Consider the following 25,993-nt stretch of genomic DNA (forward strand, 5'->3'; position numbering starts at 1 on the left):
CCACAAATTGCACAAATTTCCGCGAATTAAAATTGGCTAAATCTGCCAGAGAAAAAATAGCCACAGATTAAGAGGATTAAAAAGATTTTTTTCGCCACAAATTGCACAAATTCTCACGAATTAAATCTGCAAAATCTGCGAGAGAAAAAATGCCACAGATTAAAGGATTAAAAAGATTTTTTTCGCCACAAATTGCACAAATTTCCACGAATTAAATCTGCCGAATCTGCAAAATCTGCGAGAGGAAAAATAGCCACAGATTAAAGGATTAAAAGATTTTTTCGCCACAAATTGCACAAATTTCCGCGAATTAAATGTGTTGAATCTGCGAAATCTGCGGGAGGAAAAAACAGCCATAGATTAAGAGGATTAAAGGATTTTTTCTTTTCAAATGAAATTGCTCGCAAAGTCGCAGAGCCGCAAAGAATATAAAAGACTTAAAAAAAGAAAAACTTAGCGACTCTGCGACTTTGCGAGATTAAAAAATAAATTTAGCTTACTTAGCGTTCCCAATAGCTAACGGGATTGCGCTCTTTGCGGTTAAACTTAACTATACTAACCCAAAATAATAATTATGAAAAGCGTAAAAATTATAATTTTGGTATTGCTGATTCAGACCAAAATTTTCAGTCAGCAATCACCAAAAAGAGAAATGCGTGCAGCTTGGATTTCTACTGTCGAAAACATCGACTGGCCCTCAAAACCAGGTTTGTCAGACAAAGAAATGAAAAACGAAATGATTGCCATTCTGGATAATCTTCGTTCGTATAATCTGAACACCGTAATTTTTCAGATTCGCCCAACTGCCGATGCCTATTACAAATCGACAAAAGAACCTGCTTCGCATTGGATAACAGGAACTCAAGGCGTTGCGCCAGGTTTTGATCCGCTGCAGATGATGATTGATGAAGCAGGAAAACGCGGTATGAATGTGCACGTTTGGCTTAATCCGTATCGGGTGCAGAAAGATACCGTGAGAGATGTGCTTTCAAAAAATCATTTATATTTTAAAAGACCAGACCTTTTCCTGACTTACGGAAAAACAAGATATTTTAATCCAGGATTACAAGATACCAGAAATTTTGTGGCTTCTGTTGTAGGCGAAATTGTTCGTAAATACGATATTCAGGCCGTTCACATGGACGATTATTTTTATCCGTATAAAATTGAAGGGCAGGAATTTCCAGATAATAAAGCTTTCGCTAAAGAACCGCACCAGTTTAAAGACAAAGACGATTGGCGAAGAGACAATGTAGATTTAATCATCAAACAAATTAGAGATACCATTATTGCCAATAAACCAGAAGTCGAATTCGGAATTTCGCCTTTTGGAGTTTGGAGAAATATAGCCAAAGATTCTCAAGGTTCTAAAACAGTTGCAGGAGCGACCAATTATGATGATTTGTATGCGAATATATTAAAATGGCAAAAAGAAAATTGGATCGATTATGTAACGCCACAGTTATACTGGCATATTGGTTTTGATCGCGCTAATTTTGAAGTTCTGGCAAAATGGTGGGCAGAACACAAATACGGAGCCAATATGTACGTTGGTCATGGCGATTATAAAATTTCAACTTCTGCTAAAGAACCAGAGTGGAGAAGTCCTGATCAAATTGTAAAGCAGATCGAAATGATTCGTAAACTGCCTCAAATTGAGGGTTCGATGCATTTTACGGCTTCGACTTTTCTAAAAAAAGGAGATACTTTGAGAAAACCACTTCTTGAAAAAGAATACAAATACATCGCGCTAACTCCAGAAGCGAATAGAATTACAAGACTAAAACCAGAAGTGCCAACAAATGCAGTAATTGCTAAAAAAGGCAATAATGCAGTTTTGACTTGGAAAGCCGCATTTAACGACAAGAAATATGTGATTTACAGATTTCCGAAGGGAAAAATAACTGATTTCTCAAATCCTGAAAACATTTATTACGTGACAACAGCTTTAAAACTAGAAGTACCAAATGCCGATTTGGAAAACTATGTTTATGCGCTCACCGCCTTAAGTCAGACTCAGACAGAAAGCAGTCCGATTGAATTTTCAATAAAATAAAATATAAGAGATGAGAAAAAGTATTCTTTTAATTGCCCTATTTCTAAGTTCGATACCTTTTATACAAGCCCAAAAACTGGATTTAATTCCGAAACCGGTATCAGTTCAGCAAAGCGTTGGACAATTTGCAATTCCTTCGCCATTAAAAGTGGTTGTAGATAAAAAACTAAAAAACAGTGCCGATTATATTGCGGCCAATATTTCTAAAAACACAGGAATTAATCCGATTATTTCAATTGGAAAAAAACACGGAAAAAATACTATTTCATTTTTAGTAGATAAAAAATTAAATCTTCCAAACGAAGGTTATACATTAGAAATAAATGAAAAAGGAATTTTCGTAAAAGGAAAAACGACAAATGGAGTTTTAAACGGACTTCAGACTTTATTGCAAATTTCTTCTGCAAAAGAAGTTAAAAAAGGAACTGTTCCGTTTGTAAAAATTGAAGATTATCCTCGTTTTGACTGGCGCGGCATGATGCTCGATTGTTCAAGACAATTCTTCGATAAACAAACCGTAAAAAATTATATCGATTGGCTGGCTGCACATAAAATGAATGTTTTTCACTGGCATTTAACCGATGACAACGGTTGGAGAATCGAAATTAAATCGATGCCAGATTTAACTTTAAAAGGCGCTTGGCGTGGTCCAGGCGAAGTTTTATTGCCTTCTTATGGTTCTGGAGACCAACGTTATGGAGGTTTTTACACGCAAGAAGATATTAAAGAAGTGGTGGCTTATGCAGCTGATCGCGGAATCTCAGTTATGCCAGAAATTGAAATTCCTGGACATTCGCGCGCAGTGACAGCTTCGTATCCTGAAGTAGGTTGTGCTATCACGCAGGAACTTAAAAGTGTTCAAGGCGAAGTAAAAAATGTTTGGTGTGTTGGTCGTGAAGAAAATTATGAACTTCTGGATAACATTATAAAAGAAGTTTCTGGATTATTTCCTTTTGAATATATTCATGTTGCAGGAGACGAAGTCAATCGTGCCAATTGGGAACATTGTCCAAAATGTCAAGCTTTGATGGCGAAAGAAGGATTTACAGATAGTTTTCAGCTTCAGAATTATTTCTTTAGAAGGGTTCAGAAAATTGTCGATAAATACCATAAAAAAACAGATGGTTGGAACGAAATTCTGAAAGGCGGAGAAATCGATCCTAATACACTTATTTCTGCTTGGCAGGGAATTAGCTACGGAATCGAATCGGCAAAAAAAGGATATAAAACCATCATGATGCCTGGGCAATTTACGTATTATGACATGGCACAATCGGAAACAGAACGCGGTCATCGTTGGGCGGCGATTACAGATACCAAACGTGCTTATTCGTTTGAACCAATTCCAGATGCTGAGTTAACGCCAGAAGAACAAAAAAATATAGTTGGAGTTCAGGGTGCTTTGTGGAGCGAATATTTAGATCGCCCAGCACGAATTATGGAATATCAAAGTTATCCGAGAATTAGTGCTTTGTCTGAAATTGGCTGGTCTAAAAAAGAATACAAAAATTGGGATGATTTTTATGGAAGATTAACCAACAGTCATTTGAAAAGGTTAGCCGATATGGGAATTGCTTTTAGAGATTTTCCTCCAACTGCTATTTATAAAAACGGAACTATTACTGTAACGCTTCCTTATGAAGGCGCTATTGTGCGATTTGATAAAGACGGAAATGAGCCAACCAGACAATCGCCATTATACACAGGACCAATTCAAACGAAAGATTACGAGCAATATCGATTTAAAGTTTTCTTTAATGAAACTTCTGCTAGTCCTGCGATAAAAGTAGAAAAATTGCCTGTTGCCAATTGGAATACAGCTAAAGCAGAGGTTTTAACTATTTCAGAAAATATCACAGAACAGATGGATAAAAAAGGGATTTGGTATTTGACTTTTAATCCAATTGATGAAGGTGCAAACGGAACGATTAGAAATGTTTCTCTTTTTGAAAATGATAAATTATTACAGACATATTCAGAGGAAAAAGCTTTAAAAGCAAAACCACGTTTGAGATTTTTGATTGAAAATTATAACGAAAAAAACACCTACAGATTAGATTTTACGGTTGAGAATAAAGAAGAGAAAAAGTCTGCGGCAAATGTAAAATTCAATTGTTCGCCTTATTTGGAATCAGAAGTGAAAGTGACTTCTTCGATGGCAGAAAATCCGAAGTTTCCAATTTCAAATCTGCAAGATTATAATGAAGAAACCTATTTGCGTACCGATGTGGCGTGCAAAGACGGTGACTGGATTTTGTACACTTTTACGAATCCTGTAACTTCTTCTAAAATTGATGTTTTAACTGGAATTCCGCATCATCCGAGATTTATAATAAACAACGGTTTTGTTGAGTTTTCATATAATGGAGCTGATTTTATAAAAGGCGATAATTTCGATTATGGAAATGCATCAATTTATCCGAAACAGCCTGTAAAAGCCGTTAGGATAAAAATTACAGGAACCAATAATGAGCCTTTGATGGCAGGACAGGACTTAAAAATTAATCCATAGAAATATGAAAAATATTGGTTTCAAAATTATAATTGTCTTTTTGATTTTTCTAGGAATAAAAAGTTATTCTCAGAAAAACTCCAAGCAATCTTTTGATCAAAAAAGAAATGAAGTTTACATCGATTCGATGATGACCAATGCGCTTGAAAAAGGCTTTTTTCCTGGATCACAAATTATTGTGGGAACTAAAGACGAAAATCTAATTTCTAAATACTACGGCTTTCATGATTACACTAAAAAGCAATTGGTGAAATCAGATGATGTTTTTGATTTGGCTTCAATGTCTAAAGTTTTGGGTGCAACATTGGTAACAATGCGTTTGGTTGGAGATGGAAAATTAAAGCTTACAGATCAAGTAGGTGAGATTATTCCGTTTTATAAAAATACTGCTATTGCCAATTTAACGCTTTTTGAATTGCTCACGCATACTTCTGGATTAACGCCAAGCATCACTTTTTATCAGGCATTGCTTTCCACACCAGATAATTCGCCTTTATTAAGCAAGGAGAAATCAGAACAATACGTTGAGCCATTCGATGTTATGTTCGTCAATAAAAATATTGTTTACGATTCTAAGTTTTTGGTTTTTGAACCGAAAGAAAATTGGATTCAGATTTATAGAAACATGTGGCTGAATCCAGAATTTTATCCGTCGGTTTACGATAAGATTGCAAAAGCAAATACCAATCCGACGGGAAAATATTTGTACAGCGATTTGAATTTGCTTTTGGTGAAGCAAATGATTGAAACCAAAACGGGAAACAAATTAGATCAGCTCACTAATGAAATTTATGCAGAATTAGGCATTTCAAAAATTGGCTATAATCCATTAAAATGGACTTCTATAGAAAATGTGATGCCGACCGAAGTGGATAATCTTTTTAGAAAAGATACTATAAAAGGTTATGTGCACGATGAAGCGGCGGCCATTTTTGGAGGAGTTTCTGGAAATGCGGGTTTGTTTGCTAATGCAGAATCGATTTCCGTAATCTGCAAAATGTTACTGAATAATGGAACTTATAAAGGAAAACAAATTTTAAAAGCGAATGTCGTAAAAGAATTTACAGATTCGCCTCTTGCAAAAAATGGCATTTATCGAGGTTTAGGTTTTGACAAAAGAAAGCCAGATGAGTTTTATAAAAAAGATGATTTCGGCCATACGGGTTTTACAGGAACCTTCTTTTTCATGAATCCTGATAACGGAAGATTTTTAATTATCCTGACCAATCGCGTAAATCCAACAAGAACAAATAGATTAATGTACAAAGACGATTTTACGGCTAAAATTTGGAGACAGATTAATAAATAAGTTTTTTGTCACAGATTGAAAGGTTTTATTCGCCACTAATTCACGAATTATTTTTAAAATCTTTTGTGGTAATCCATGCTGAATTACACAAATTATTCCCAATGTATTAGTGTAATTCAGCGTTTTTTTCATTCAGATTGGAAAAAATAATTCGTGAATTGCTTCGCCTGTTCGCTATCGCTCGGGTCGTGGTTAAAAAAGAAAATCTGCGGAAATCTTTATTCGGTTTTCCAATCTGCTGTATCTGCAAAATCTGCGAGAAAAAAATGCCACAGATTAAAAGGATTATAATGATTTTTATTGGCACTAATTACACAAATTTTCACGAATTGATTTGTGTCAATTAGTGCAATTAGTGGCAACATAAAAAAGAAATCTGCGGAAATCTTTATTCGGTTTTCCAATCTGCTGTATCTGCAAAATCTGCGAGAAAAAAATGCCACAGATTAAAAGGATTGAAATTATTTTTTAGCCACGAATTACATGAATTAGCACAAATTAATTCGTGGAAATTTGTGTAATTCGTGGCTTAACAAAAAAATCTGTGGAAATCTTTTTAATCTGTGGCAGAAAAAAAATAATTACACATGAGAAATATAATAATCTGCATACTAATTTCAGCGGTTTCTTTTGCGCAGCAAATTAAAACCGGAGCTGAAAACTCTACAAAATATCTGCCTTTACTAAAAGGCAAAACCATTGGAATTGTAACCAACCAAACCGGAATTATCACTAAAGAAAAACATTTAGTCGATTTTTTAGTCGAACAAAAAGTAAAAATCAAAACCATATTTGCACCAGAACACGGATTTAGAGGAACCACGGACGCTGGCGAACATGTATCTGATGAAATTGATTCGAAAACTGGTTTGTCAATTACATCACTTTACGGAAAAAACAATAAACCAACTCCAGAACAATTGAAGGGAATCGATATTATGATTTTTGATCTTCAGGATGTTGGAACACGATTGTATACATACGTTTCTACAATGCACAGAATTATGGAATCTTGCGCAGAAAATAATGTTCCACTGATTGTGCTCGATCGTCCAAATCCGAATATTGCGATTGTCGACGGTCCGGTTTTGGACATTGCTTTTAAAAGCGGCATCGGAATGCATCCTACGCCTTTGCTTCACGGAATGACTTTGGGCGAAGAAGCCAAAATGATTAACGGACAAAAGTGGCTGAAAGACGGAATTCAATGTAAGCTGACTGTAATTCCGTGTTTAAATTATACTAGAAAAAGCAGCTACAGTCTTCCGGTTCGACCTTCGCCAAATTTGCCAAACGATCAGGCGATTAATCTGTATGTAAGTTTATGCCTTTTTGAAGGCACGAATGTGAGCATGGGTCGCGGAACTGAAAAACAATTTCAGATCTACGGTTCGCCATATCTGCCCAAAAGTGATTTTGTTTTTACTCCGCAACCTAATTTTGGAGATAAAAATCCATTATACAACGGTGTGGAATGCAATGGTGAAGATTTGTCTTCCATTCCGAGAATTAATCGATTAGAAATAAAATGGCTGATTAAAGCGTATCAGACAACAGCAGATAAATCTAAGTTTTTCGACAAAAGAAAATTTGCGATTCGTGCAGGAAATGAGAAATTGCAACAACAGATTGAAGCTGGAATTTCAGAACAAGAAATTAGAAACAGCTGGAAAGAAGGTTTGGTGAAGTTTAAAAAAATGAGAGCTAAATATTTAATTTATAAGTAATATCTTTTAGGTTTAATTGATTTTGGGCAAACTAAAATTAAATCTGCGGAAATAATTTATTCAGTATCCAAATCTGCTTTATCTGCAAAATCTGCGATAAAAAAATGCCACAGATTGACAGGATTAAAATGATTTTTATTAGCCACGAATTGCACGAATTTTCGCGAATTGATTTGTGTGAATTCGTGTAATTAGTGGCTAATAAAAAAGAAATCCGTGAAAATCCTTTTAATCTGTGGCAAAAGAAAAAAAAATCATCCGGACTACTTATAATTATAAAACTGGTATACTTTCTTGGTACGGTAAGAAGCTACTTTTGCCAAAAAAATAGTAAGCCAAAATGAAAAAACTCTATTTTGTTGTTTTTACAGCAATTTGTACCAATTTTTACGCACAGACCAAGCAAGATTCCATCAACCAAATGGATGAAGTTATTATTAATGAAGGCCGTTTTAACACGCCAATTTCTAAACAAAACAGAAATGTATATGTTATTTCGAGCGAAACCATAAAAAAACTGCCAGGAAGAACATTGCAAGAAGTATTGCAATATGCCAATGGAGTAGACATTCGCCAGAGAGGGCCTTTTGGAACTCAAGCCGACATTAGCGTTGACGGTGGAAGTTTTGAGCAGACTGTTGTTTTATTAAACGGCGCCAAAGTAATCGATTCGCAAACGGCACATAATATGCTGAATTTGCCTCTTCCGGTTGAAGCGATCGAAAGAATTGAAGTAGTTCGTGGTCCGGCAGCAAGAATTTACGGAATTAACAGTTTAACTGGAGCTATTAATATCATTACTAAAAAGCCAACCGATTCTGGATTTATGGTAAGCACTTATGCAGGTTCTAATTTCGAAAAAGACACGCAAGATACAGGAGATACTTTTTACGGAACAGGAATTCAGGCTGGAGCGGTTTTAGGTAAAGAAAAACAGCAGCATTTAATTTTTGCATCGCACGATAAAAGCAACGGTTATCGTTACAATACAGCATTCGAAAACAATAAAATTTTCTATCAAGGAAATGTGCAGATCAATGATAAGAATGAAATTTTAGGTTCTGCAGGTTATATCAATAACGGCTTTGGCGCTAACGGATTTTACGCTGCGCCTGGAGATTTAAATTCTACCGAAATTGTTCAGACTACATTTGCTAATCTTCAGTCAAATCATCAAATTACGGATAGTTGGAAAATTATGCCGAGAGTAACGTATCGTTACAATTATGACGATTACCGTTATTTAGGAAATTCAAATCTGGCAGTTGGAAGAAGCCAGCATTATACTAATTCTATTGCGGGTGAATTGAATTCTACAGTAAAATTATCTAAAGGAGAAATTGGTTTTGGAGCCGAATTTAGAATTGAAGATATTCACTCTTCAAACATTGGAGATCACGATCGCGAAAATGTTGGTCTTTATGCAGAATACAGAACGAGTTTTACCGATAAACTAGATGTAAATATTGGAACATATTTGAATTACAATTCAGACTATAAATGGCAAATTTATCCAGGAATCGATGCCAGTTATGCAATTACAGATGCGTTTAAAATTATTGGAAATGTGGGAACAAGCCAAAGGATTCCGTCTTTTACAGATTTGTATTTGAAACAGACAGGAAACATTGGAAACGCAGATTTAGATTCAGAAAATGCTTTTCAGAGTGAAATTGGATTTAAATACAACAAAAGAGCTTTGAGTTTGAATGCCAATTATTTCTATAGAAAAATAGACAATTATATCGATTGGATGCGTAATCTTACGACACAGCCATGGCAGAGCCAAAACACTGGAGATTTAAACACAAACGGAATTAATTTACGCGGAACTTATAGATTTGATTTTTCTAAAGATTCACGATTGAACATTCTTTTAGCGTACACCTATTTAGATTCTGAATTCAAAACGATGCGTACAGAAACGTATTCAAAATATGCCATTTCATCCTTAAAACATCAAATTACCAATACGATAGATTATCAGTTCAAAAACTTATCGGTAATGTTTGCAACGCGTTTTAACGAAAGAATTACAGGACCATCTTATTGGGTAAATGACTTTAGAATTAGTCAATCGATAAATAAATTTACGATTTTCGTAGACGGACAAAACATATTTAATGCCACTTATTATGAAGTAGGAGCAATGCCATTGCCTTCAAGATGGTTTACTTTGGGAGTTAAGCTGGTTACTTTTTAAAAATACTTTTATTAGGATTGTATAAAGCCTGTAGACTTACTGTTTGCAGGCTTTTTAATTTCAGCTTTAATAAACGCTTTTATCCATTATCAAATCTATAAAATAGAATCATATAAACTTTCTCCTAAATAATGTAACAATTATTTGGCGTAATTTGCTGAATTTTACGAGTCTATGAAAACAAAGTAATAATCATACTTTCAGTTTCTGCAGTTTCTGATCGTATAAAATAAATTAGAAATGGATACAAAAAATCAACAAAACGATTTGTTCCAAGACGGGATTGATCGTACGCAAGAATCAAATTGGGATCCAATTTTGGGTTATCAAATGTATTTTCCAAGTGAAGAAAATAACGATAATCAGCTGAGTGAAAGAAATAAACCTATTCAACAGCCTAATACGGGAGATTGGGGAGATGATGCCGATTATGAAGAACTTAGGCATAAAGACCATAACCAGAGTGACATTGCTGAAAATGATGCAACTAAAATAGATTAATAACAAAGAGCAGTAAATCACTGCTTTTTTTTTATGCTTTTTTGCAAGATCAAAATAAAAAAACACCTGCACAAAAATTGTACAGATGTTTTCAAATTAAAAAAATGAAAAAAGTGAGGGTTTATTTTTAAATGATTTGAAGATGCGGTCTAATCTGCATACTCACAATATCGCAACGTTTCGGTTGTGTCAAGCAGAATAAAACACTCATTGCAATATCTTTTGCTTCAAGCATTTCCATATCTTTTATTTTTTCTTTTTGTTCTTCTTTTGAGTCGGGTTGCATATCGCTCATAACCGCTCCAGGTTCTACATGCGAAACTTTAATTCCTAGCTGGTTTATTTCTTTTCGAAGTGCTGTGCTAAAACCTCTTATAGCTGTTTTGGTTGCCACGTAGATAACGCCTGTTTTTTCTTTTACTTCGGCGCTCATCGAGCCAATATTTATAATATGTCCAGATTTCTGTTCTTTCATTCTGTTGACTGCTTCTTTGGCAAAAGCGATATATCCTAAAATATTCGTTTCTAAAATATATTTCCAGTCTTCATATTCGCCTTCTATAAGGCCTCCAGCAGGCAAAGCGGCGTTGTTGATAAGAATGTCAACTCCTCCTAAAACTTTGTCGACCCTGTCCCAAACTCTCTCCATATCTTCTTTTTTGGTGACATCTGCTGTTTCGCCAAAGATTTCTCCTTTAGATGATTTTGTTTTAATGTCATCCATGGCTTTGTAAAAGTCGTTTTCGTCTCTTCCAAAAATAAATACACGACCACCGAGAGAAACAAGCAGATCTGCGATAGCTTTACCAATTCCTGTTGTACCGCCGGTTATAACAATTCGTTTCTGGCAGATAGTATCACTAAAATAATTCGACAAGATTTCCATATTATATTTTTTTATAATTATTTAATTTTAAGATCTTTTAAATTGCTTTTGGCAGGGCCATTAATTACCGTTCCATCAGAGGAAAACCTTGAACCGTGGCAAGGACAGTCAAATGATTTTTCGTCTGAATTCCATTGGACCACACAACCCAAATGCGGACAAACCGCTGAAAAAGCATGTAAGGTTTTGTCATAATCTCTATAAACCGCAATTTTGCGTAATCCGACAGAAAGAATGCCACCGTCTCCAGCTTCTAAATCGGCGGTATTATTAAGATCAGATGCTGTAATCCAATCGAGATATTGCGACGCCATGTTCCCAGCTTCTTTGATAAAATCGCCAATTGCATTAAAAGTGATTCGTGACGGACTGTATAAATCCTGCCATTTATTTTTAATTCCATCAATCATATCTGTAATAATCATAGCTCCAATCGTAGCATGAGTCATTCCGTTTCCAGAATCTCCCGTAATTACAAAAACATTTTTGTCTCCAGGATTTCTTCCGAGAAAGCCTAAAGAATCAAAAGGTTCCATAACTTGTCCCGACCATTTATAATTGATTTCGTCTAAAAGAGGAAAGTATTTTTTAGCCCAGATTTCCAAAAGTTCGTAGCGCGAAAATTCAGAAACTCCTTCTTCATCGGCTTGTCCTGTTTTATGATCTTCTCCGCCAACTATCAATAAATCATATTCGTCATCAAAGCTTTGCAATCTTGCATAATGGTACGGCTGTGCGACCCATTTCGATTCTGGATCTCCAGTATCCCACCACAAAGCGTGTGGCAGACTGCCTTTCGGAATTTTCCCTGCAATAACATACGTTCTATAAGCGTGCTGTTTGGTATGCATGGTCAAAACATCATTAATTGGCGTATTGGTTGCCACCACAATATATTGAGCAGAAAAATTATAACCATTTACAGTTGCGCCCTTATCGGTTATATTTTCTGCGTGAGCTTCGGTATAAATAGTTCCTCCCAATTCTATTACCGCTTTAGAAAGGGCTTTTAAATAATGCATAACATGAAACTGCGCCTGATTCTTAAATGCCAAACATCTTTGATCCTGAGCATCGGCTAGAGAAGGAGTATGATTTAAAAGAACTGTTTCTAATCCTGCATTTTGAGTAGCTTCAAACTCTTTGTCGAGATTTTTTTCTTTGTCATTTGGGTGAAGAAACAAATAGCCATTTACGCGCTCAAAGTCACAATCTATATGTAATTCGGTAACTATTTTTTCAATTTCGTCAATAGCAGCGGTATGGCTTTCGGCGGCAAGTCTTGCATTTTCTTTTCCAAAAGTACTTTGCAGATAATAATATCTATCATCTAGCGCACAAGTTAAATGAGCCGTGGTTCGTCCGGTTTCTCCGCTGCCAATGAAACCATCTTCTACTAGAACCACTTTTTTTCCTGTTTTCAAAAGTTTGTAAGCAGTTGTAAGTCCGGCAATACCGCCTCCAATAATTAGAACTTCAGTTTTAACATCCTGATTTGGTTTTTCGCAGGCAATTATATTTGTAGAATCAATCCAGAAAGAAACATTATCGCCAGAGGAGATACTGCCTTCGTTTATATTTTGATTTAGATTTTTCATTATCATTCTTTTTTAAGATGCTAATTCATTCAAAATCAAAGCTAATAAGTAAAATAAGAGAAGGCTTACAGATTTGTTCCTAAAATTTTATAGGATTTCCAGTATGATTTTATATAACAATAAAAAGAAATGGTATAAACGTAACCGTTTTATAAATAGTTACTTAGCTTTTACGAAATCAAACAAGTTTAAACATCGAAAAGCAATTATTATGAAAGCAATTCAGCAAACTACAATCGTGATTCTAATTATCTTTAGCGGACTATTATTTTCTTGTAAAAACAACCAAGACGGATATAGTGACGAAATTGACACCGCTATCTCGCCTCTAGATAGTGCAAAAACCGATACCGATAGTATAAAAACGGAAGAAAATATTTCTACCAATATTGAAACCACACAACAAAATGGATCTAAAAGTACCGCTGGAACAGGAAGCGGACCGGGAGAAAGCTCGCAAGATGGCTCGACTTATACAAGTGCTGCCGGTTTGCAAAAAGATAGTGTGAGACTCGGAAGAGATACAATAAAAAATAAAAGGAAGTAATTCTATTATATAAGAAGTTTTTAAAATTGTGTAAATATCACATTTATAAAACGGTTATTTTTATACTATTATAAAAGAAGATATTCATTTAAAAAATATAAGTATGAAAACGAAGATTATGAAAAGAGCCGCTTTCTTGATTCTTCTTGCAGGTTTAGTATTTTCTTGCAAAAAGAATGAGAGCACGACAGTAGAGTCTTATGAGAATGATAGTATTCAAAATACAATAGATACAGTTGGTCCTGAAGTCGATACCATTAATATGGATACCACAACAACAGTTACAGCTGATTCTATCAAGCAATAAGAGTTCTTGATAAATGCAAACAAAAGCTGAATCTTTTAGGATTCGGCTTTTTTTGATGTTTTTATTAAAGAATTTAAAGAAGATTAAATTCACTTTAATAAACAATTAAGTAATGGCGTTTTTTATCTATATTTGAGAAGAATTAACCACTTATATATGCCATTTCCATCCAAAAACAACATTAGAAAGTATTCTTACTCAATACGATAATGGAGCTAATAAATAATTTAGACCTTTTTCAGACCGTTTATAATTCTGCGCCAAATGGTATTGCAGTTCTAAAATCATTGCGCAATAGCAAAAACAAGATCCAAGATTTTTCGATACTCTTATTAAACACCTACTTTATAAATTGGTTCAAAAATGAAGACTACAAAGGAAAAAGATTCAGTAGCGTTTTTTCTAAAATACAAGGCGCCATTCTTGAAAAACTTATTGAGACGGCAGAAACTGGAATTGCAGCCAATTTTGAGCAATCGTATCAAGACGAGGCCGCAAAATACTGCCTTAAATTTACAGTCGTAAAACAAGAGGAATTATTGGTGATAACTATGGAAGATATCACCGAAAAAAAAGAAGCAGAAACGGCTCTGAATAATGCATTGGCAGAAGCAGAAAAACAAAAAAGACTTTATAATTCCATAATAAATGCAACCCCCGATTTGGTTTACGTATTTGATCTTGATTACAAGTTCACGTACGCAAACAAAGCTTTATTAAGTATGTGGGGTAAATCGGCAGAAGATGCTATAGGCCAAGGACTAAGAGAAAATGGTTATGAAGAATGGCATGCCGAAATGCATGAGCGGGAAATAGATACTATTATTGCTGAAAAAAGATCGGTGAGAGGAACTGTTTCTTTTCCGCATGCAGAATTGGGAAGACGAATTTATGATTATATTTTAGTTCCAGTATTTAACGATAAAGGAGAAGTTGAGGTTGTTGCTGGAACGACTCGAGATATTACAGAAAGCAAACAAGCCGAAGAAAAATTACAGCAAAGCGAGAATCGTTTCCGAAAAATGATTCATCAGACACCAGCACCAACTTTAGTGCTTAAAGGTGACGATCTTGTTATTGAGCAGATTAACAAACACATGCTGCAGATGATTGGCCGAGGAGAAGAAATTATAGGCATGCGATTGATTGATGTCTTGCCAGAACTCGAAGGACAATATGTTTGGGAGCAGGTTTTAAAGGTTTACGATGAAGGAATTCCCTTTGACCAGAGTGAAGTTTTGGTAACGCACAATCGAACAGGAGAAGTAAAAAACTATTATTATAATCTGGCGTATCGACCTTTAATTGAAGATGGTCAGATAACCGGAATGATTCAAGTTGCGGTTGAGGTTACCGAGCAGGTTGTGGCACGTCAGAAAATGGAAGAAAGCGAAAGCCGTTTTAGAGCCCTAGTCAATGCCTCGTCTGATTTGGTTTACCGTATGGATTCTGATTGGATGGTAATGCACAGTCTGGAAGGCGGTGGGCGACTGTCAGGAGCTGGCGGCTATGGCATTAATTGGTTGGATAAATTTGTGCATCCTAGTGATCTGGAACAGGCGGTGCATCTTATTTCTAAATCTATCGTAGAGAAAAGTATTTTCGAAATGGAACACAAAGTCATCAATGCAGATGATTCTGTGAGTTGGGTTTTCTCGAGAGTGGTGCCGATATTAGACGAGAATAATAAAATAATAGAATGGTTTGGCGCCGCAAGTGATATTACTTCACAAAAAGAACTTCAAAATGTAATTGCAGAAAGTGAGGAGAAATTCAGGCAGCTTGCAGATTTGGTTCCGCAGATTATATGGACAGCACAACCAGACGGATTTACAGATTATTATAACAGCCGCTGGTACGAATATACAGGTTTTAGCAAAGATGAATATGGAGATTCCAGCTGGGTTCCAACGATCCATCCAGATGATTCTTCGAGGGTTTTAAAATCTTGGTACCAAAGTGTTCATGCAGGCACTTCATATCAAATGGAGTTTCGTTTAAAAAATGGAACTACTGGAGAATACCGTTGGTTTTTGAGTAAAGCGCTTCCTATTAGAGATAAAGAGGGAATTATTACGACTTGGTTTGGTACTTGCACCGATATTCACGAACAAAAATCTATTACCGAAAAACTAGAAATCTTAGTGGCAGAACGTACCAAAGAACTGCAGCGATCTAATGACGATTTACAGCAGTTTGCGCATGTTGCGTCGCACGATTTAAAAGAACCTGTTCGAAAAATAAAAACTTTTGTAAGCCGTTTAGAAGATCATTTAGAAGGAAAATTAGATGAAGCGGCAACACGATATATTGGAAGAGTTCATGTCGCTGCAGATCGTATGTTTAATATGATTGATGGCGTGCTGGCCTATTCTAAAATCAATGCCGATTCGCAAAAAGCTACTCTAGTCGATTTAAATGAAGTCATTAAAAATATAGAAACCGATCTCGAAATTGCACTCCAAAAAACAGGCGGTAAGATTTATTACGAACAACTTCCAGTTCTCGAAGGCGCTTCTGTTTTACTGTATCAGTTATTTTATAATCTGATTAATAATTCTATTAAATTTGCTAAAGAAAATACGCCTTCCAAAATTACTGTTACAGCAACAGAAAAGGTGGAAGATGGTGAAAGAATTGCTATAATTACTGTAGAAGATAACGGAATTGGTTTTGAACTTGACCAGACGCGACGTATTTTTGAAACTTTTACCCGCCTTAATTCTAAAGATGCTTATGAAGGAACGGGCTTAGGTTTGTCTCTTTGCAAAAAAATAGCAGAACGTCATGGAGGCAGTATTACCGCTACAGGAATTGCTAATAATGGTGCTGTTTTTATTGTAACGCTGCCATTTGAACAAAAAGAAAAAGACATTTAATTATGGGCAAAAAAATAATTTTGTTAGCCGATGATGATAGCGACGACACAGAAATGTTCTGTGAAGCATTGGCTGATATTGATGAAAATATTATTTGCCACTGTGCTGAAAATGGAGATAAAGCGCTAAAATTGCTTCATAATGAAGATAAAATTCCTGGTGTTGTTTTTCTAGATTTAAATATGCCAATTTTAAACGGATGGGAATGCTTGAAGCAATTAAAATCGGATGAGCGTTACAAAGAAATCCCTGTAATTATGATTTCTACCTCTTCGCATAAAAATGATATGGACACGGCAGCAAATCTTGGGGCTGTCTGTTATTTTGTTAAGCCAAATAATTTTAACGATTTAAAACAAGTGCTTCGATTTATTACTTCTAATCTCGAAAACGGATTAAAAGAAGCGCTTCCCAATTTTGAAAAAAATAGATACCTGCATGTTTTTTCTTTTTAAGAAGCAGAAACGTCTCAACTTCTTTTTATAAAAAGAAAATAGTATAAAATTTGACTCTATTTTTAATCCTTTGTTTTTTAGTTTTTTAAGCGTGTGAAAATGCTTTTAATAAAAAAAATAAAAAAATGTATTTTAAATTATACTAATTATGTAGAATTAGTATATATTTGTAATGTAGAAAATTTATATAATGATACTTATCCAGAAAGACTGAGGGAATAGGCCCATTGAAGTCTTAGCAACCTGTTGCCGAATAAGGTGCTAAATCCTTCCGCCGTATGCGGGCAGATAAGAAAGATTCTCCGTTAATCTGTTTAAGATCATCAATGTTAAATCTTTAATTTTTTATTGAAAACAGAATCAATCTTGTAAGCAAGTTGCAAACTTTTTTGATTCTAAAGAAATAATAATCGTGAAAAAACTATACGGACAAGAATGAAAAACTACGTTAAAAACACTTTTAGAAATAAAATTAAGACCTAATCTTTCATTCCTCGTTACTCGGAATGACAAGATTGGAGCGAAAAATACAACAATACAATTTAGTTAATTTAAAAATGTAAAGGATATGAATGTTATTGAACCAACAGTAAAACCAACAGAATCGGAGTGTTACTTTTCTAAGTTTAGAGAAAACACAGTAGGAATTGATCATACTTTCGAATCGGTTTATGGCGAACAGAATCTAGTTTATGCCGACTGGGTTGCCAGCGGAAGATTATACGCTCCTATTGAAGAGATAATGCTTCATAAAATTGGTCCAATGATTGCCAATACGCATTCACTTTCAAGTCAGACCGGCAAAACGTCGACTTATGCATATCAATATGCGCGAGATATTATAAAAAAATCGGTTAATGCCAGCAAATCAGATGTTTTGGTGACAACGGGAAGCGGAATGACGGCAGCATTATCCAAACTGCAGCGTATTATGGCGCTAAGATCAAAACCAGATAAAGACAGACCTGTGGTTTTTATTACTCATATGGAACACCACTCTAATCAGGTTTCTTGGTATGAAACAAATGCCGATGTTGTAATATTGGAGCCAGATGCAAATAATTTAGTAAGTCCAGAAGCGCTTTCTTTAGTCCTAAAAAAATATGCCGATAGAACTTTAAAGATTGGTTCGTTTACAGCTTGCTCGAATGTTACCGGAATTATTACGCCTTATCACGAATTAGCCAAAATCATGCATCAAAACGGCGGACTTTGTTTTGTCGATTTTGCAGCTTCTGCACCGTATGTTACAATCGATATGCATCCTGAAGATCCAGAACAACAACTGGACGCAATTTTCTTTTCTCCGCACAAATTTTTGGGTGGTCCTGGAACTTGCGGTATTTTAGTTTTTAATGAAAAATTATACCAATCTGATTTTCCCGATAATCCGGGAGGAGGAAATGTAAAATGGACCAATCCGTTGGGGAAATATTGTTATAGCGATAGTATAGAAGTTAAAGAAGATGGCGGAACTCCAGGTTTTTTGCAAGTTATTCGAACTGCTTTGGCTTTAGAATTAAAAGAGCAAATGGGAGTGGAGAATATCAAAACAAGAGAAAAAGAATTGCTTGATCTCTGTTTTTCAAGACTTCAGAAAATACAAGGATTATCCATTTTAGGAGATTTAAAGGCCGAACGAATTGGCTGTGTTTCTTTTGTGATAGAAGATATTCATTACAATTTGATTGTACGTCTTTTAAATGACCGTTTCGGAATTCAGGTTCGAGGCGGTTGGTCTTGCGCGAGTACTTATGCGCATTATCTCTTCAATATAAATGAAAAGAAATCGGCTGAAATTACAAATGAATTATTGCAGCGAAATCAGACCAATAAACCAGGCTGGGTTCGTTTATCGCTGCATCCGATTATGAGTAATGAAGAACTTTTTTATATCTGCGATGCTATCGAAAAAATAGCTTTAAATTATAAAAACTGGAAGAAAGATTACGAATATAATCCCGTCTCCAATGAATTTGAAAATCCGGATATACAAGATAACATCGCGAGAGAGGTAAAAGAATGGTTTAAGTTAGTTGAGTAGTAAATGTTCCGCAGGAATATCTAGTCAGTAATCCTGCGGAATTAAGTTTTTGTTTTTTTTGTTAAACCCGATAAGTTTAAAAACCTGTCGGGTTTTTAGATATTCGCAACTTACAATTAACAATTCACAATTTATAATTACCAATTAAAAGAAGTATTTTTGCAGGATTATAATTCTAGCAAATGAAACGTTCGGGCACAGCAGATCTTCCTCTACATTATGGACATGTTCCATTGTGGCTTGCCGAACGAATGTCTAAATTGGGTTTAGCAATTGTAGAAACCATTGCGATGGAATTTTCGACTGCTGAAGTGATAAGCAAATTAAGCAATCCGTTTTGGTTTCAGAGTTTTGGAGCCGTTATGGGAATGGACTGGCATTCTTCTGGAATTACCACTTCGGTGCTTGGAGCACTAAAAAAATCGGTTAATCCACATTCAAAAGAACTCGGAATTTATATCTGCGGAGGCAAAGGAAAACATTCTATGGCAACGCCGCAGGAACTTTTATTTGTTGGAGAAAAAACAGGTCTCGACGGAAATAATCTAGCCGATTGCAGCCGATTGACCGCCAAACTAGACAACACCGCCATTCAAGACGGATTTCAATTGTACCAGCATAATTTTATTGTGGATAACAAAGGGCAGTGGGCGGTTATTCAGCAGGGAATGAATCCGAATTCTCAAACAGCTAGAAGATATCATTGGCATTCGCAAGACTTAAAGTCTTTTATAAACGAACCGCATACTTTTATTTATGGCGAAAATCAAGGCCCTATTTTAAACCTTACTGCTGGCGCTGCGACAAAATCTCGAGAAGGCATTTTAGAAGTGGTAAAAGAATCTCCAGTTAAAATCATAAAAGAAATGCAGCATCTTTCTATGCCCGCGCATCATGATGTGAGAATGGAAGATGTGAATATGAAAAGATTAGGAGCCATGCTTTGGGCAACTCACGAAAACAAACCAGAAGATTTTGAAGAACTGCTACTCTTGAAAGGAATGGGACCAAGAGCTTTGCAGTCATTAGCTTTGGTAAGCGAAATAATTTATGGAACTCCAACACGATTTGAAGATCCAGCGCGTTTTTCTTTTGCTCATGGCGGAAAAGACGGACATCCGTTTCCTGTTCCCGTAAAAATTTACGACGAAACCATAGACACGCTTCAAAGAGCAATTAATCGTGCTAAAATTGGGAATAGCGACAAACTGAGCGCGATTCAGAAACTATCTGAAATTTCGCGAAAAGCAGAAGAAAGCTTTACGCCAAATTCCAATTTTGATGCCTTGATTCAGAGAGAAAGAGAAGAATCGTATAAATATGGAGGAAGAACCGTTTTTGGAGATGCAAAACCTCCTAAAAAGAAACCAATTACACCAAACAATCAGCTGGAATTATTTTAAGCAATAATTTTCTATCAGCCTTCAGTTACTTAAAAGTTCAATAATGCCAAAAAACGAAAAATCAATTTATACTTTACAATTCATTTTACTTTGCTTGAGTTCCTTATTATTTTCATCAAGCTTTAATATGATGATACCCGAGCTTCCCAATTATTTGAGCAGTTTGGGAGGAGCAGAATACAAAGGACTAATTATTTCTTTGTTTACTTTAACAGCAGCCATCTCGCGTCCCTTTAGCGGTAAGCTTACAGACAAATGGGGGCGTGTACCTGTTATGGCAATTGGCTCATCGGTTTGCGTGATCTGCGGATTTCTTTATCCTATTTTGAGTTCTGTTTCAGGATTTCTTTTATTGCGTTTGGTTCATGGTTTTTCTACAGGATTTAAACCAACTTCGACATCGGCTTATGTTGCAGATATTATTCCGCAACACAGATGGGGAGAAGCACTTGGAATGCACGGCTTGTGTTTTAGCATTGGTGGCGCATTAGGACCGGCGCTGGGCAGTATGATTGTGAATCTGTACGGAATGAATGCCATGTTTTACAGTTCGTCGTTTCTGGCATTTTTGTCTATCATAATTGTATTCAATATGAAAGAAACCCTTGCCAAGAAAGAAAAGTTGAACAGATCGATGTTTAGTATTGGCAGAAAAGATATTGTAGATAGAAACGTATTTCCAGCAGGAATTATCACGTTTCTTTCTTATACCGCATTCGGACTTATATTGACTTTAATTCCAGATTGGAGCGAACATTTGGGCGCTACAAATAAAGGATTGTTTTTTACTGCTTTTACCATAGCTTCAGTTTTAGTTCGTTTTGGAGCAGGAAAAGTTTCAGACAGACATGGCCGCCCAAAAGTGATAATGGCAGGATTAATCATAACTGCTTGTGCTCTTTTTGTAATTAGTGAAGGAACAGATATTCAGATGTTATTAGTCGGAGCAGGAATTTACGGAATTGGTACGGGTATTTTATCTCCTGCAATTAGTGCTTGGACTATTGATTTAAGTAATCCAGAACACCGAGGAAAAGCGGTTGCAACGATGTATATTTCGATGGAACTTGGAATTGGCTGCGGTGCACTTTTGGGAGGAAGTTATTACAGCGATCAAATTATGCGAATTCCGCAGATTATAAAATTTGATATTATAGTTTTCGCTTTAGGAATATTGTATCTTATGTATTGGGGTAGAAATAAAAGGAAAATTAAAATGTCTTCTTAGTCAAAATGAAAGCAGAACGTCTCAAAGGCTGAGACGTTCTGCCCGCAATTTTTTTTGAATTAAGGGTTTCCTTCTCCACCGCTAGAACCATAAATTTGTCCAGTTGCATAACTAGCATCTGTTGCGGCAAGTTGTACATAGATAGAAGCAAGTTCTGCTGGCTGTCCAGGTCTTTCTAATGGAGTATCGCCTCCAAAATTCTTTAATTTTTCCATCGTAGCGCCGCCACTTACCTGCAATGGAGTCCATATTGGTCCAGGCGCCACGCCATTAACTCTTATACCTTTTGGAGCTAATTGTTTTGCCAACGACTTGATATAATTTGTTGTAGCGGCCTTGGTTTGTGCATAATCATACAGATCTTCAGTTGGAGCATAAGCCTGTACCGAACTGGTTCCAATAATGGAAGATCCAGGTTTTAAGTGTGGAAGAGCTGCTTTTATCAACCAGAAAGGAGCGTAGATATTGGTTTTCATTGTTGAATCAAAATCTTCTGTTGAAATATCCAGAATAGAAGCATGAGTCTGCTGATGCGCCGCATTATTAATTAAAATATCTAATCCCCCAAGTGCTTTAACCGCCTGCTCTATCAATGAGGTACAGAACGATTCGCTTCGTAAGTCGCCAGGAATTGCAACTGCTTTACGGCCTTCGGCTTTAATAAGCTGAATGACTTCTTTTGCATCTTCTTCTTCAGTTGGGTAATAATTTATAGCTACGTCGGCACCTTCTCTTGCATAGGCAATAGCAGCAGCTCTACCCATTCCAGAATCTCCTCCAGTAATAAGAGCTTTTAGGCCTTTTAAACGCCCAGAGCCTTTATAGCTTTTTTCACCGTGATCTGGTCGCGGATCCATTTTACTTGCAAGTCCTGGCCATGGCTGAGATTGTTCTTTAAAGGGAGGTTTAGGATATTTCGTTTTTGGATCTTCAGGTTTAACAGCTGTTCTTTCATCGGTCTCAAAATTGGCTCCGATAACTGGAGTGAAAGCAGTCGTTAAGCAAATTGCACCCATTCCAGTAATGGCAGAGCGACGGGAAATTTTGTTTTTGTTTTCCATAACATTTGATTTGTAATTAATTGAAATTTCATAAAATCAAATCTATAGAAGCTGAATTACAGTATTTTATATAATTTTTATTTCGTTTTATATATCTATAATTATATTTTTTAAAAAGCCTCTCTTTACAAAAACATGCTAATTTGTATATATTTGCATTAAATTAATATCCTTCTAAGATGAAGAAAATTTATATTCTTATTTTCGTTTGCCTATTTTCGATGTTTAATGGTGTGTGCCAAGAGTCCGTATCAAAAGCAATCACTTTAGAAAAAGCATTAGCGCAAAAGAATGTTTACACTGTAAGGAAGGATAAAAAAACAGGCGAATATAGAAAAGAGCTGCAAAAACAAAATAGTAGCGCAGCCGTGTACGCCATCAACAATAAATTATATCAAGAATATAGAAAATATAAAATAGATTCGGCGCTTTACTTCATTCGTCAGAACTTATTAATTGCCAAAAAACCGTATAATTCTTATAAAGAAAATCAGGCTTTAATTGAACTTTCCAACCTATATTCTTCAAACGGAAGTTTTCTAGAATCGAGATCAATTCTTGAAAAAATAGACAGTCGTAAACTTCCGAATGACTTAAAAGCTAAATATTATGAGTTTTACAGTCAGTTTTTTGAACATTACGCGACCAATAATCCAAACACGCATTATCGTAGACAAATTGAAGTTTACAGAGATTCTCTGCTAGGAGTTTTAGATCCTAAAAGCAATAAATACAAGATAAACCTGGCGCAAAAGCTAATGTATAATAAAAAGTATGCAGAAGCGCAGAAATTGCTAATCGGACTTTTGAATAAAAGCACCAAAAGAGATTACGATTATGCAATGTATACTTATTTACTTGGAGACATCAAAATGCATTTTAAAGAAGAGCAGGAAGGAATTAAATATTACAGACTCGCAGCGGTTGCCGATCTTGAAAACGGCGTAAAAGATCACGGAGCGATTCAGAATCTGGCTATTTACAATTATTATCGCGGCGATATTGACAAGGCGTATCGTTATGCCAAATCAGCGTTGGAAGATGCCGTTTTTTGCAATGTCAAATTCAGAACTTTGATGATGTCCGAGTTTTATTCTATTATCAATACGGTTTATCAGGAGCGAGAAGAAGAAAACAAAAACAAACTGCATTTATTGATTTTTGCCATTACGATGCTAAGTGCCGGATTGCTGGTTACTGCTGTTTATGTTTACAGGCAGATGAAAAAAATCTCCAAAATTAAAGAAGCGCTTTCTATTTCTTCTGAACAGTTAAAAATCGTTAATTCTGATATTCAGGAAGCAAATAATAAGCTTAGCGAATACAATATTGAACTTCATGAAGCCAATAGAATCAAGCAGACTTATATTGCACAGTTTTTTGATATGTGTTCTTCTTATATTGGAAAATTGGACGAATACAGAATAAAACTCAATAAAAAAGCATTAAGCAAACAATTTGAGGAATTATCATTGATGCTGCGCTCGAGTAATCTAGTTGACGAAGAACTTCAAGAACTTTACCGTCGTTTTGATGAAATTTTTATTAGCCTTTATCCCGATTTTGTTTCTGATTTTAATAATCTACTCCTTCCCGAAGAGCGTATTATTTTAAAAGAGGGAGAAATTTTAAACCCAGAACTCCGAATTTACGCCTTAGAGCGTCTTGGTTTTTCAGACAGTGTCAAGATTGCTTCGTTTCTTCGCTACTCGTTGAGTACTATTTATAATTACAGAACGAAGGTGAGAAACCGCACTTCTTTATCTAAAGAAGAATTTGAATTCAGACTTCAGAAAATTGGAATGGCAGAAAACAGTGAATCCTAAGTTTTAAAGGCAGTCACGGTTGCTATTATTTTAGCCAATATACTTTTGTAGGACTGATGATGAGGTGTTTTGCATTCTCGAAAGCTCAATTTTTGGCTCTATATAAACTACTTTTTTTTAGGTATCTAAATTGTTAAGTGTTTGTTTATTAGGTTTTTATGTTTTTTTATCGCCTACATTTTTAAATTTGGTTGCAAAAACAATACTATATCGTTATAGTTTTGCACAAAAGGATTTAAACTTTTGAACTAACAAATTATATAACCAAAAACCCAAAATAAATGAATGTAAAATCTGTACAGGAATCAATTTTTCCTGATTCTAAAAAGCATTATGAAATACTGGACGGACTTCGAGGAGTTGCGGCAGTAATCGTAGTCGCGTTTCATATTCTCGAAGTATTCTCTGGAGGCGACCATACCAAACAGCTTATTAACCACGGCTATCTTGCTGTCGATTTTTTCTTTCTTCTTTCAGGATTTGTAATTGCACATGCGTATGACGACCGTTGGGGAAAGATGTCTATAAAAGAATTTTTTAAAAGAAGGCTAATCAGACTTCATCCTATGATTTTAATCGGGATGTTGCTCGGTGCTGCGTGTTTTTATCCAAGCGCATCAGATATGTTTCCTGCTGTAGCTGGCACTCCGTTATGGAAAATGCTGTTGGTTCTAGTTTTGGGAATCTTTTTAATTCCCGTTCCAGGTTCATTAGATATTCGAGGATGGGGAGAAATGTATCCATTAAACGGTCCGGCTTGGTCGCTTTTTTTCGAATATATTGCCAATATTGTCTACGCTATTTTTCTTAGAAAAGCATCCAACACCATTTTATGGATATTGACTTTAATTGCAGCTTTTTTTCTAATCCATCTTGCTGTTACAAACAGTCATGGAGATATTATTGGAGGTTGGTCACTTGATCCCGCACAGCTTCGAATTGGTTTTACAAGACTGGCTTTTCCATTCCTTGCTGGAATTCTGCTTAGACGATTAACAAAACCAGGAAATATGGGCGGTACCTTTGTGTTGAGCAGTGTTCTTATTGCTATCGTATTGGCTTTTCCAAGAGTAGGCGGAAGCGAAAATTTATGGATGAACGGAATTTACGATTCGCTTATGATCATTATAATGTTTCCTCTTATCGTGTATATTGGAGCATCTGGAACCTTAAAAGGAAAAACCATGCAAAAGGTATGCACCTTTCTAGGAGACATTTCATATCCTATTTACATTACACATTTCCCGATTTTGTATGTGTATTATTCTTATGTAGTAAAAAATAAAGTGACGCTAGAAAACTCTTTTTCTGCGGCGGCATTAGTATTTGTTTTGTCAATAACGGTGGCTTATGTTTCATTAAAGTTTTACGATGCTCCGTTTAGAAACTATTTGGCAAAACGTTTTTTAAAGAGAAGTTAAGGGTTGGTTAAGTTAGTAATTATGACGGAC

At 35.6% G+C, this 25,993-nt stretch carries 18 protein-coding genes and 1 riboswitch; of the genes, 15 read left to right on the plus strand and 3 right to left on the minus strand.

The window, feature by feature from the left end; translation table 11 throughout:
* Positions 1–574: 574 nt before the first annotated feature.
* The 6 genes from EG814_RS06345 to EG814_RS06370 all read left to right on the plus strand — a co-directional run bounded on the left by EG814_RS06345 (position 575) and on the right by EG814_RS06370 (position 10,308).
* The gene (locus EG814_RS06345; protein ID WP_125720053.1) at positions 575–2,056 is read left to right on the plus strand and encodes a glycoside hydrolase family 10 protein; all 1,482 of its coding nucleotides are present in this window, start codon (positions 575–577) and stop codon (positions 2,054–2,056) included.
* 10 nt (positions 2,057–2,066) lie between these two features.
* On the plus strand, positions 2,067–4,568 hold the full coding sequence (locus EG814_RS06350; RefSeq protein ID WP_125720055.1) for a beta-N-acetylhexosaminidase: 2,502 nt from the start codon (positions 2,067–2,069) through the stop codon (positions 4,566–4,568).
* 4 nt (positions 4,569–4,572) lie between these two features.
* Positions 4,573–5,877 carry a serine hydrolase domain-containing protein gene (locus tag EG814_RS06355; RefSeq protein WP_125720057.1) on the plus strand — a complete coding sequence of 435 codons (1,305 nt, stop codon included), beginning with the start codon at positions 4,573–4,575 and terminating at the stop codon, positions 5,875–5,877.
* Positions 5,878–6,464: 587 nt separating this feature from the next.
* A complete protein-coding gene (locus tag EG814_RS06360) occupies positions 6,465–7,604 on the plus strand; it encodes an exo-beta-N-acetylmuramidase NamZ family protein (RefSeq protein WP_125720059.1) in 1,140 nt (379 codons plus the stop codon).
* Between the two features lie 340 nt (positions 7,605–7,944).
* Positions 7,945–9,807: a TonB-dependent receptor plug domain-containing protein gene (locus EG814_RS06365; RefSeq protein ID WP_125720061.1), complete on the plus strand. Its 1,863-nt coding sequence runs from the start codon at positions 7,945–7,947 to the stop codon at positions 9,805–9,807.
* Positions 9,808–10,047: 240 nt separating this feature from the next.
* On the plus strand, positions 10,048–10,308 hold the full coding sequence (locus EG814_RS06370) for a hypothetical protein (RefSeq protein WP_125720063.1): 261 nt from the start codon (positions 10,048–10,050) through the stop codon (positions 10,306–10,308).
* 127 nt (positions 10,309–10,435) lie between these two features.
* Here EG814_RS06370 and EG814_RS06375 read toward each other — a convergent pair whose 3' ends face one another.
* Both EG814_RS06375 and EG814_RS06380 read right to left on the minus strand, forming a co-directional pair.
* Positions 10,436–11,194, minus strand: coding sequence for an SDR family oxidoreductase (locus tag EG814_RS06375; RefSeq protein WP_125720065.1), 759 nt, complete (start codon positions 11,192–11,194; stop codon positions 10,436–10,438).
* Between the two features lie 17 nt (positions 11,195–11,211).
* Positions 11,212–12,792: an FAD-dependent oxidoreductase gene (locus EG814_RS06380; protein ID WP_125720067.1), complete on the minus strand. Its 1,581-nt coding sequence runs from the start codon at positions 12,790–12,792 to the stop codon at positions 11,212–11,214.
* Between the two features lie 211 nt (positions 12,793–13,003).
* On the opposite strand from EG814_RS06380, the gene EG814_RS06385 reads away from it, so the two are divergent.
* The 7 genes from EG814_RS06385 to EG814_RS06415 all read left to right on the plus strand — a co-directional run bounded on the left by EG814_RS06385 (position 13,004) and on the right by EG814_RS06415 (position 21,655).
* Complete coding sequence (locus EG814_RS06385) at positions 13,004–13,339, plus strand: hypothetical protein (RefSeq protein WP_125720068.1); 336 nt, start codon at positions 13,004–13,006, stop codon at positions 13,337–13,339.
* Positions 13,340–13,442: 103 nt separating this feature from the next.
* A complete protein-coding gene (locus tag EG814_RS06390) occupies positions 13,443–13,646 on the plus strand; it encodes a hypothetical protein (RefSeq protein WP_125720070.1) in 204 nt (67 codons plus the stop codon).
* A 209-nt stretch (positions 13,647–13,855) separates the two neighbouring features.
* The gene (locus EG814_RS06395) at positions 13,856–16,525 is read left to right on the plus strand and encodes a PAS domain-containing sensor histidine kinase (protein WP_125720072.1); all 2,670 of its coding nucleotides are present in this window, start codon (positions 13,856–13,858) and stop codon (positions 16,523–16,525) included.
* A gap of 2 nt (positions 16,526–16,527) precedes the next feature.
* Positions 16,528–16,980, plus strand: a complete 453-nt coding sequence (locus EG814_RS06400) for a response regulator (protein ID WP_125720074.1) — start codon at positions 16,528–16,530, stop codon at positions 16,978–16,980.
* Positions 16,981–17,174: 194 nt separating this feature from the next.
* Positions 17,175–17,275: riboswitch (SAM riboswitch) on the plus strand.
* A 273-nt stretch (positions 17,276–17,548) separates the two neighbouring features.
* Positions 17,549–19,024 carry an aminotransferase class V-fold PLP-dependent enzyme gene (locus EG814_RS06405; RefSeq protein WP_125720076.1) on the plus strand — a complete coding sequence of 492 codons (1,476 nt, stop codon included), beginning with the start codon at positions 17,549–17,551 and terminating at the stop codon, positions 19,022–19,024.
* A gap of 182 nt (positions 19,025–19,206) precedes the next feature.
* Complete coding sequence (locus tag EG814_RS06410; protein ID WP_125720078.1) at positions 19,207–20,427, plus strand: DUF763 domain-containing protein; 1,221 nt, start codon at positions 19,207–19,209, stop codon at positions 20,425–20,427.
* A gap of 43 nt (positions 20,428–20,470) precedes the next feature.
* The gene (locus tag EG814_RS06415; protein ID WP_125720080.1) at positions 20,471–21,655 is read left to right on the plus strand and encodes an MFS transporter; all 1,185 of its coding nucleotides are present in this window, start codon (positions 20,471–20,473) and stop codon (positions 21,653–21,655) included.
* 59 nt (positions 21,656–21,714) lie between these two features.
* On the opposite strand, the gene EG814_RS06420 is transcribed toward EG814_RS06415, so the two are convergent.
* The gene (locus EG814_RS06420; RefSeq protein ID WP_125720082.1) at positions 21,715–22,716 is read right to left on the minus strand and encodes an SDR family oxidoreductase; all 1,002 of its coding nucleotides are present in this window, start codon (positions 22,714–22,716) and stop codon (positions 21,715–21,717) included.
* A gap of 179 nt (positions 22,717–22,895) precedes the next feature.
* On the opposite strand from EG814_RS06420, the gene EG814_RS06425 reads away from it, so the two are divergent.
* Positions 22,896–24,542 (plus strand): DUF6377 domain-containing protein, encoded by a 1,647-nt coding sequence (locus EG814_RS06425; protein WP_125720084.1) that lies wholly within the window; start codon positions 22,896–22,898, stop codon positions 24,540–24,542.
* A gap of 281 nt (positions 24,543–24,823) precedes the next feature.
* Positions 24,824–25,963, plus strand: a complete 1,140-nt coding sequence (locus tag EG814_RS06430) for an acyltransferase family protein (RefSeq protein ID WP_125720086.1) — start codon at positions 24,824–24,826, stop codon at positions 25,961–25,963.
* The last annotated feature ends 30 nt before the right edge of the window (positions 25,964–25,993 follow it).

It is taken from the genome of Flavobacterium ustbae, from assembly GCF_003946915.1.
Taxonomy (GTDB): Bacteria; Bacteroidota; Bacteroidia; order Flavobacteriales; family Flavobacteriaceae; genus Flavobacterium; species Flavobacterium ustbae.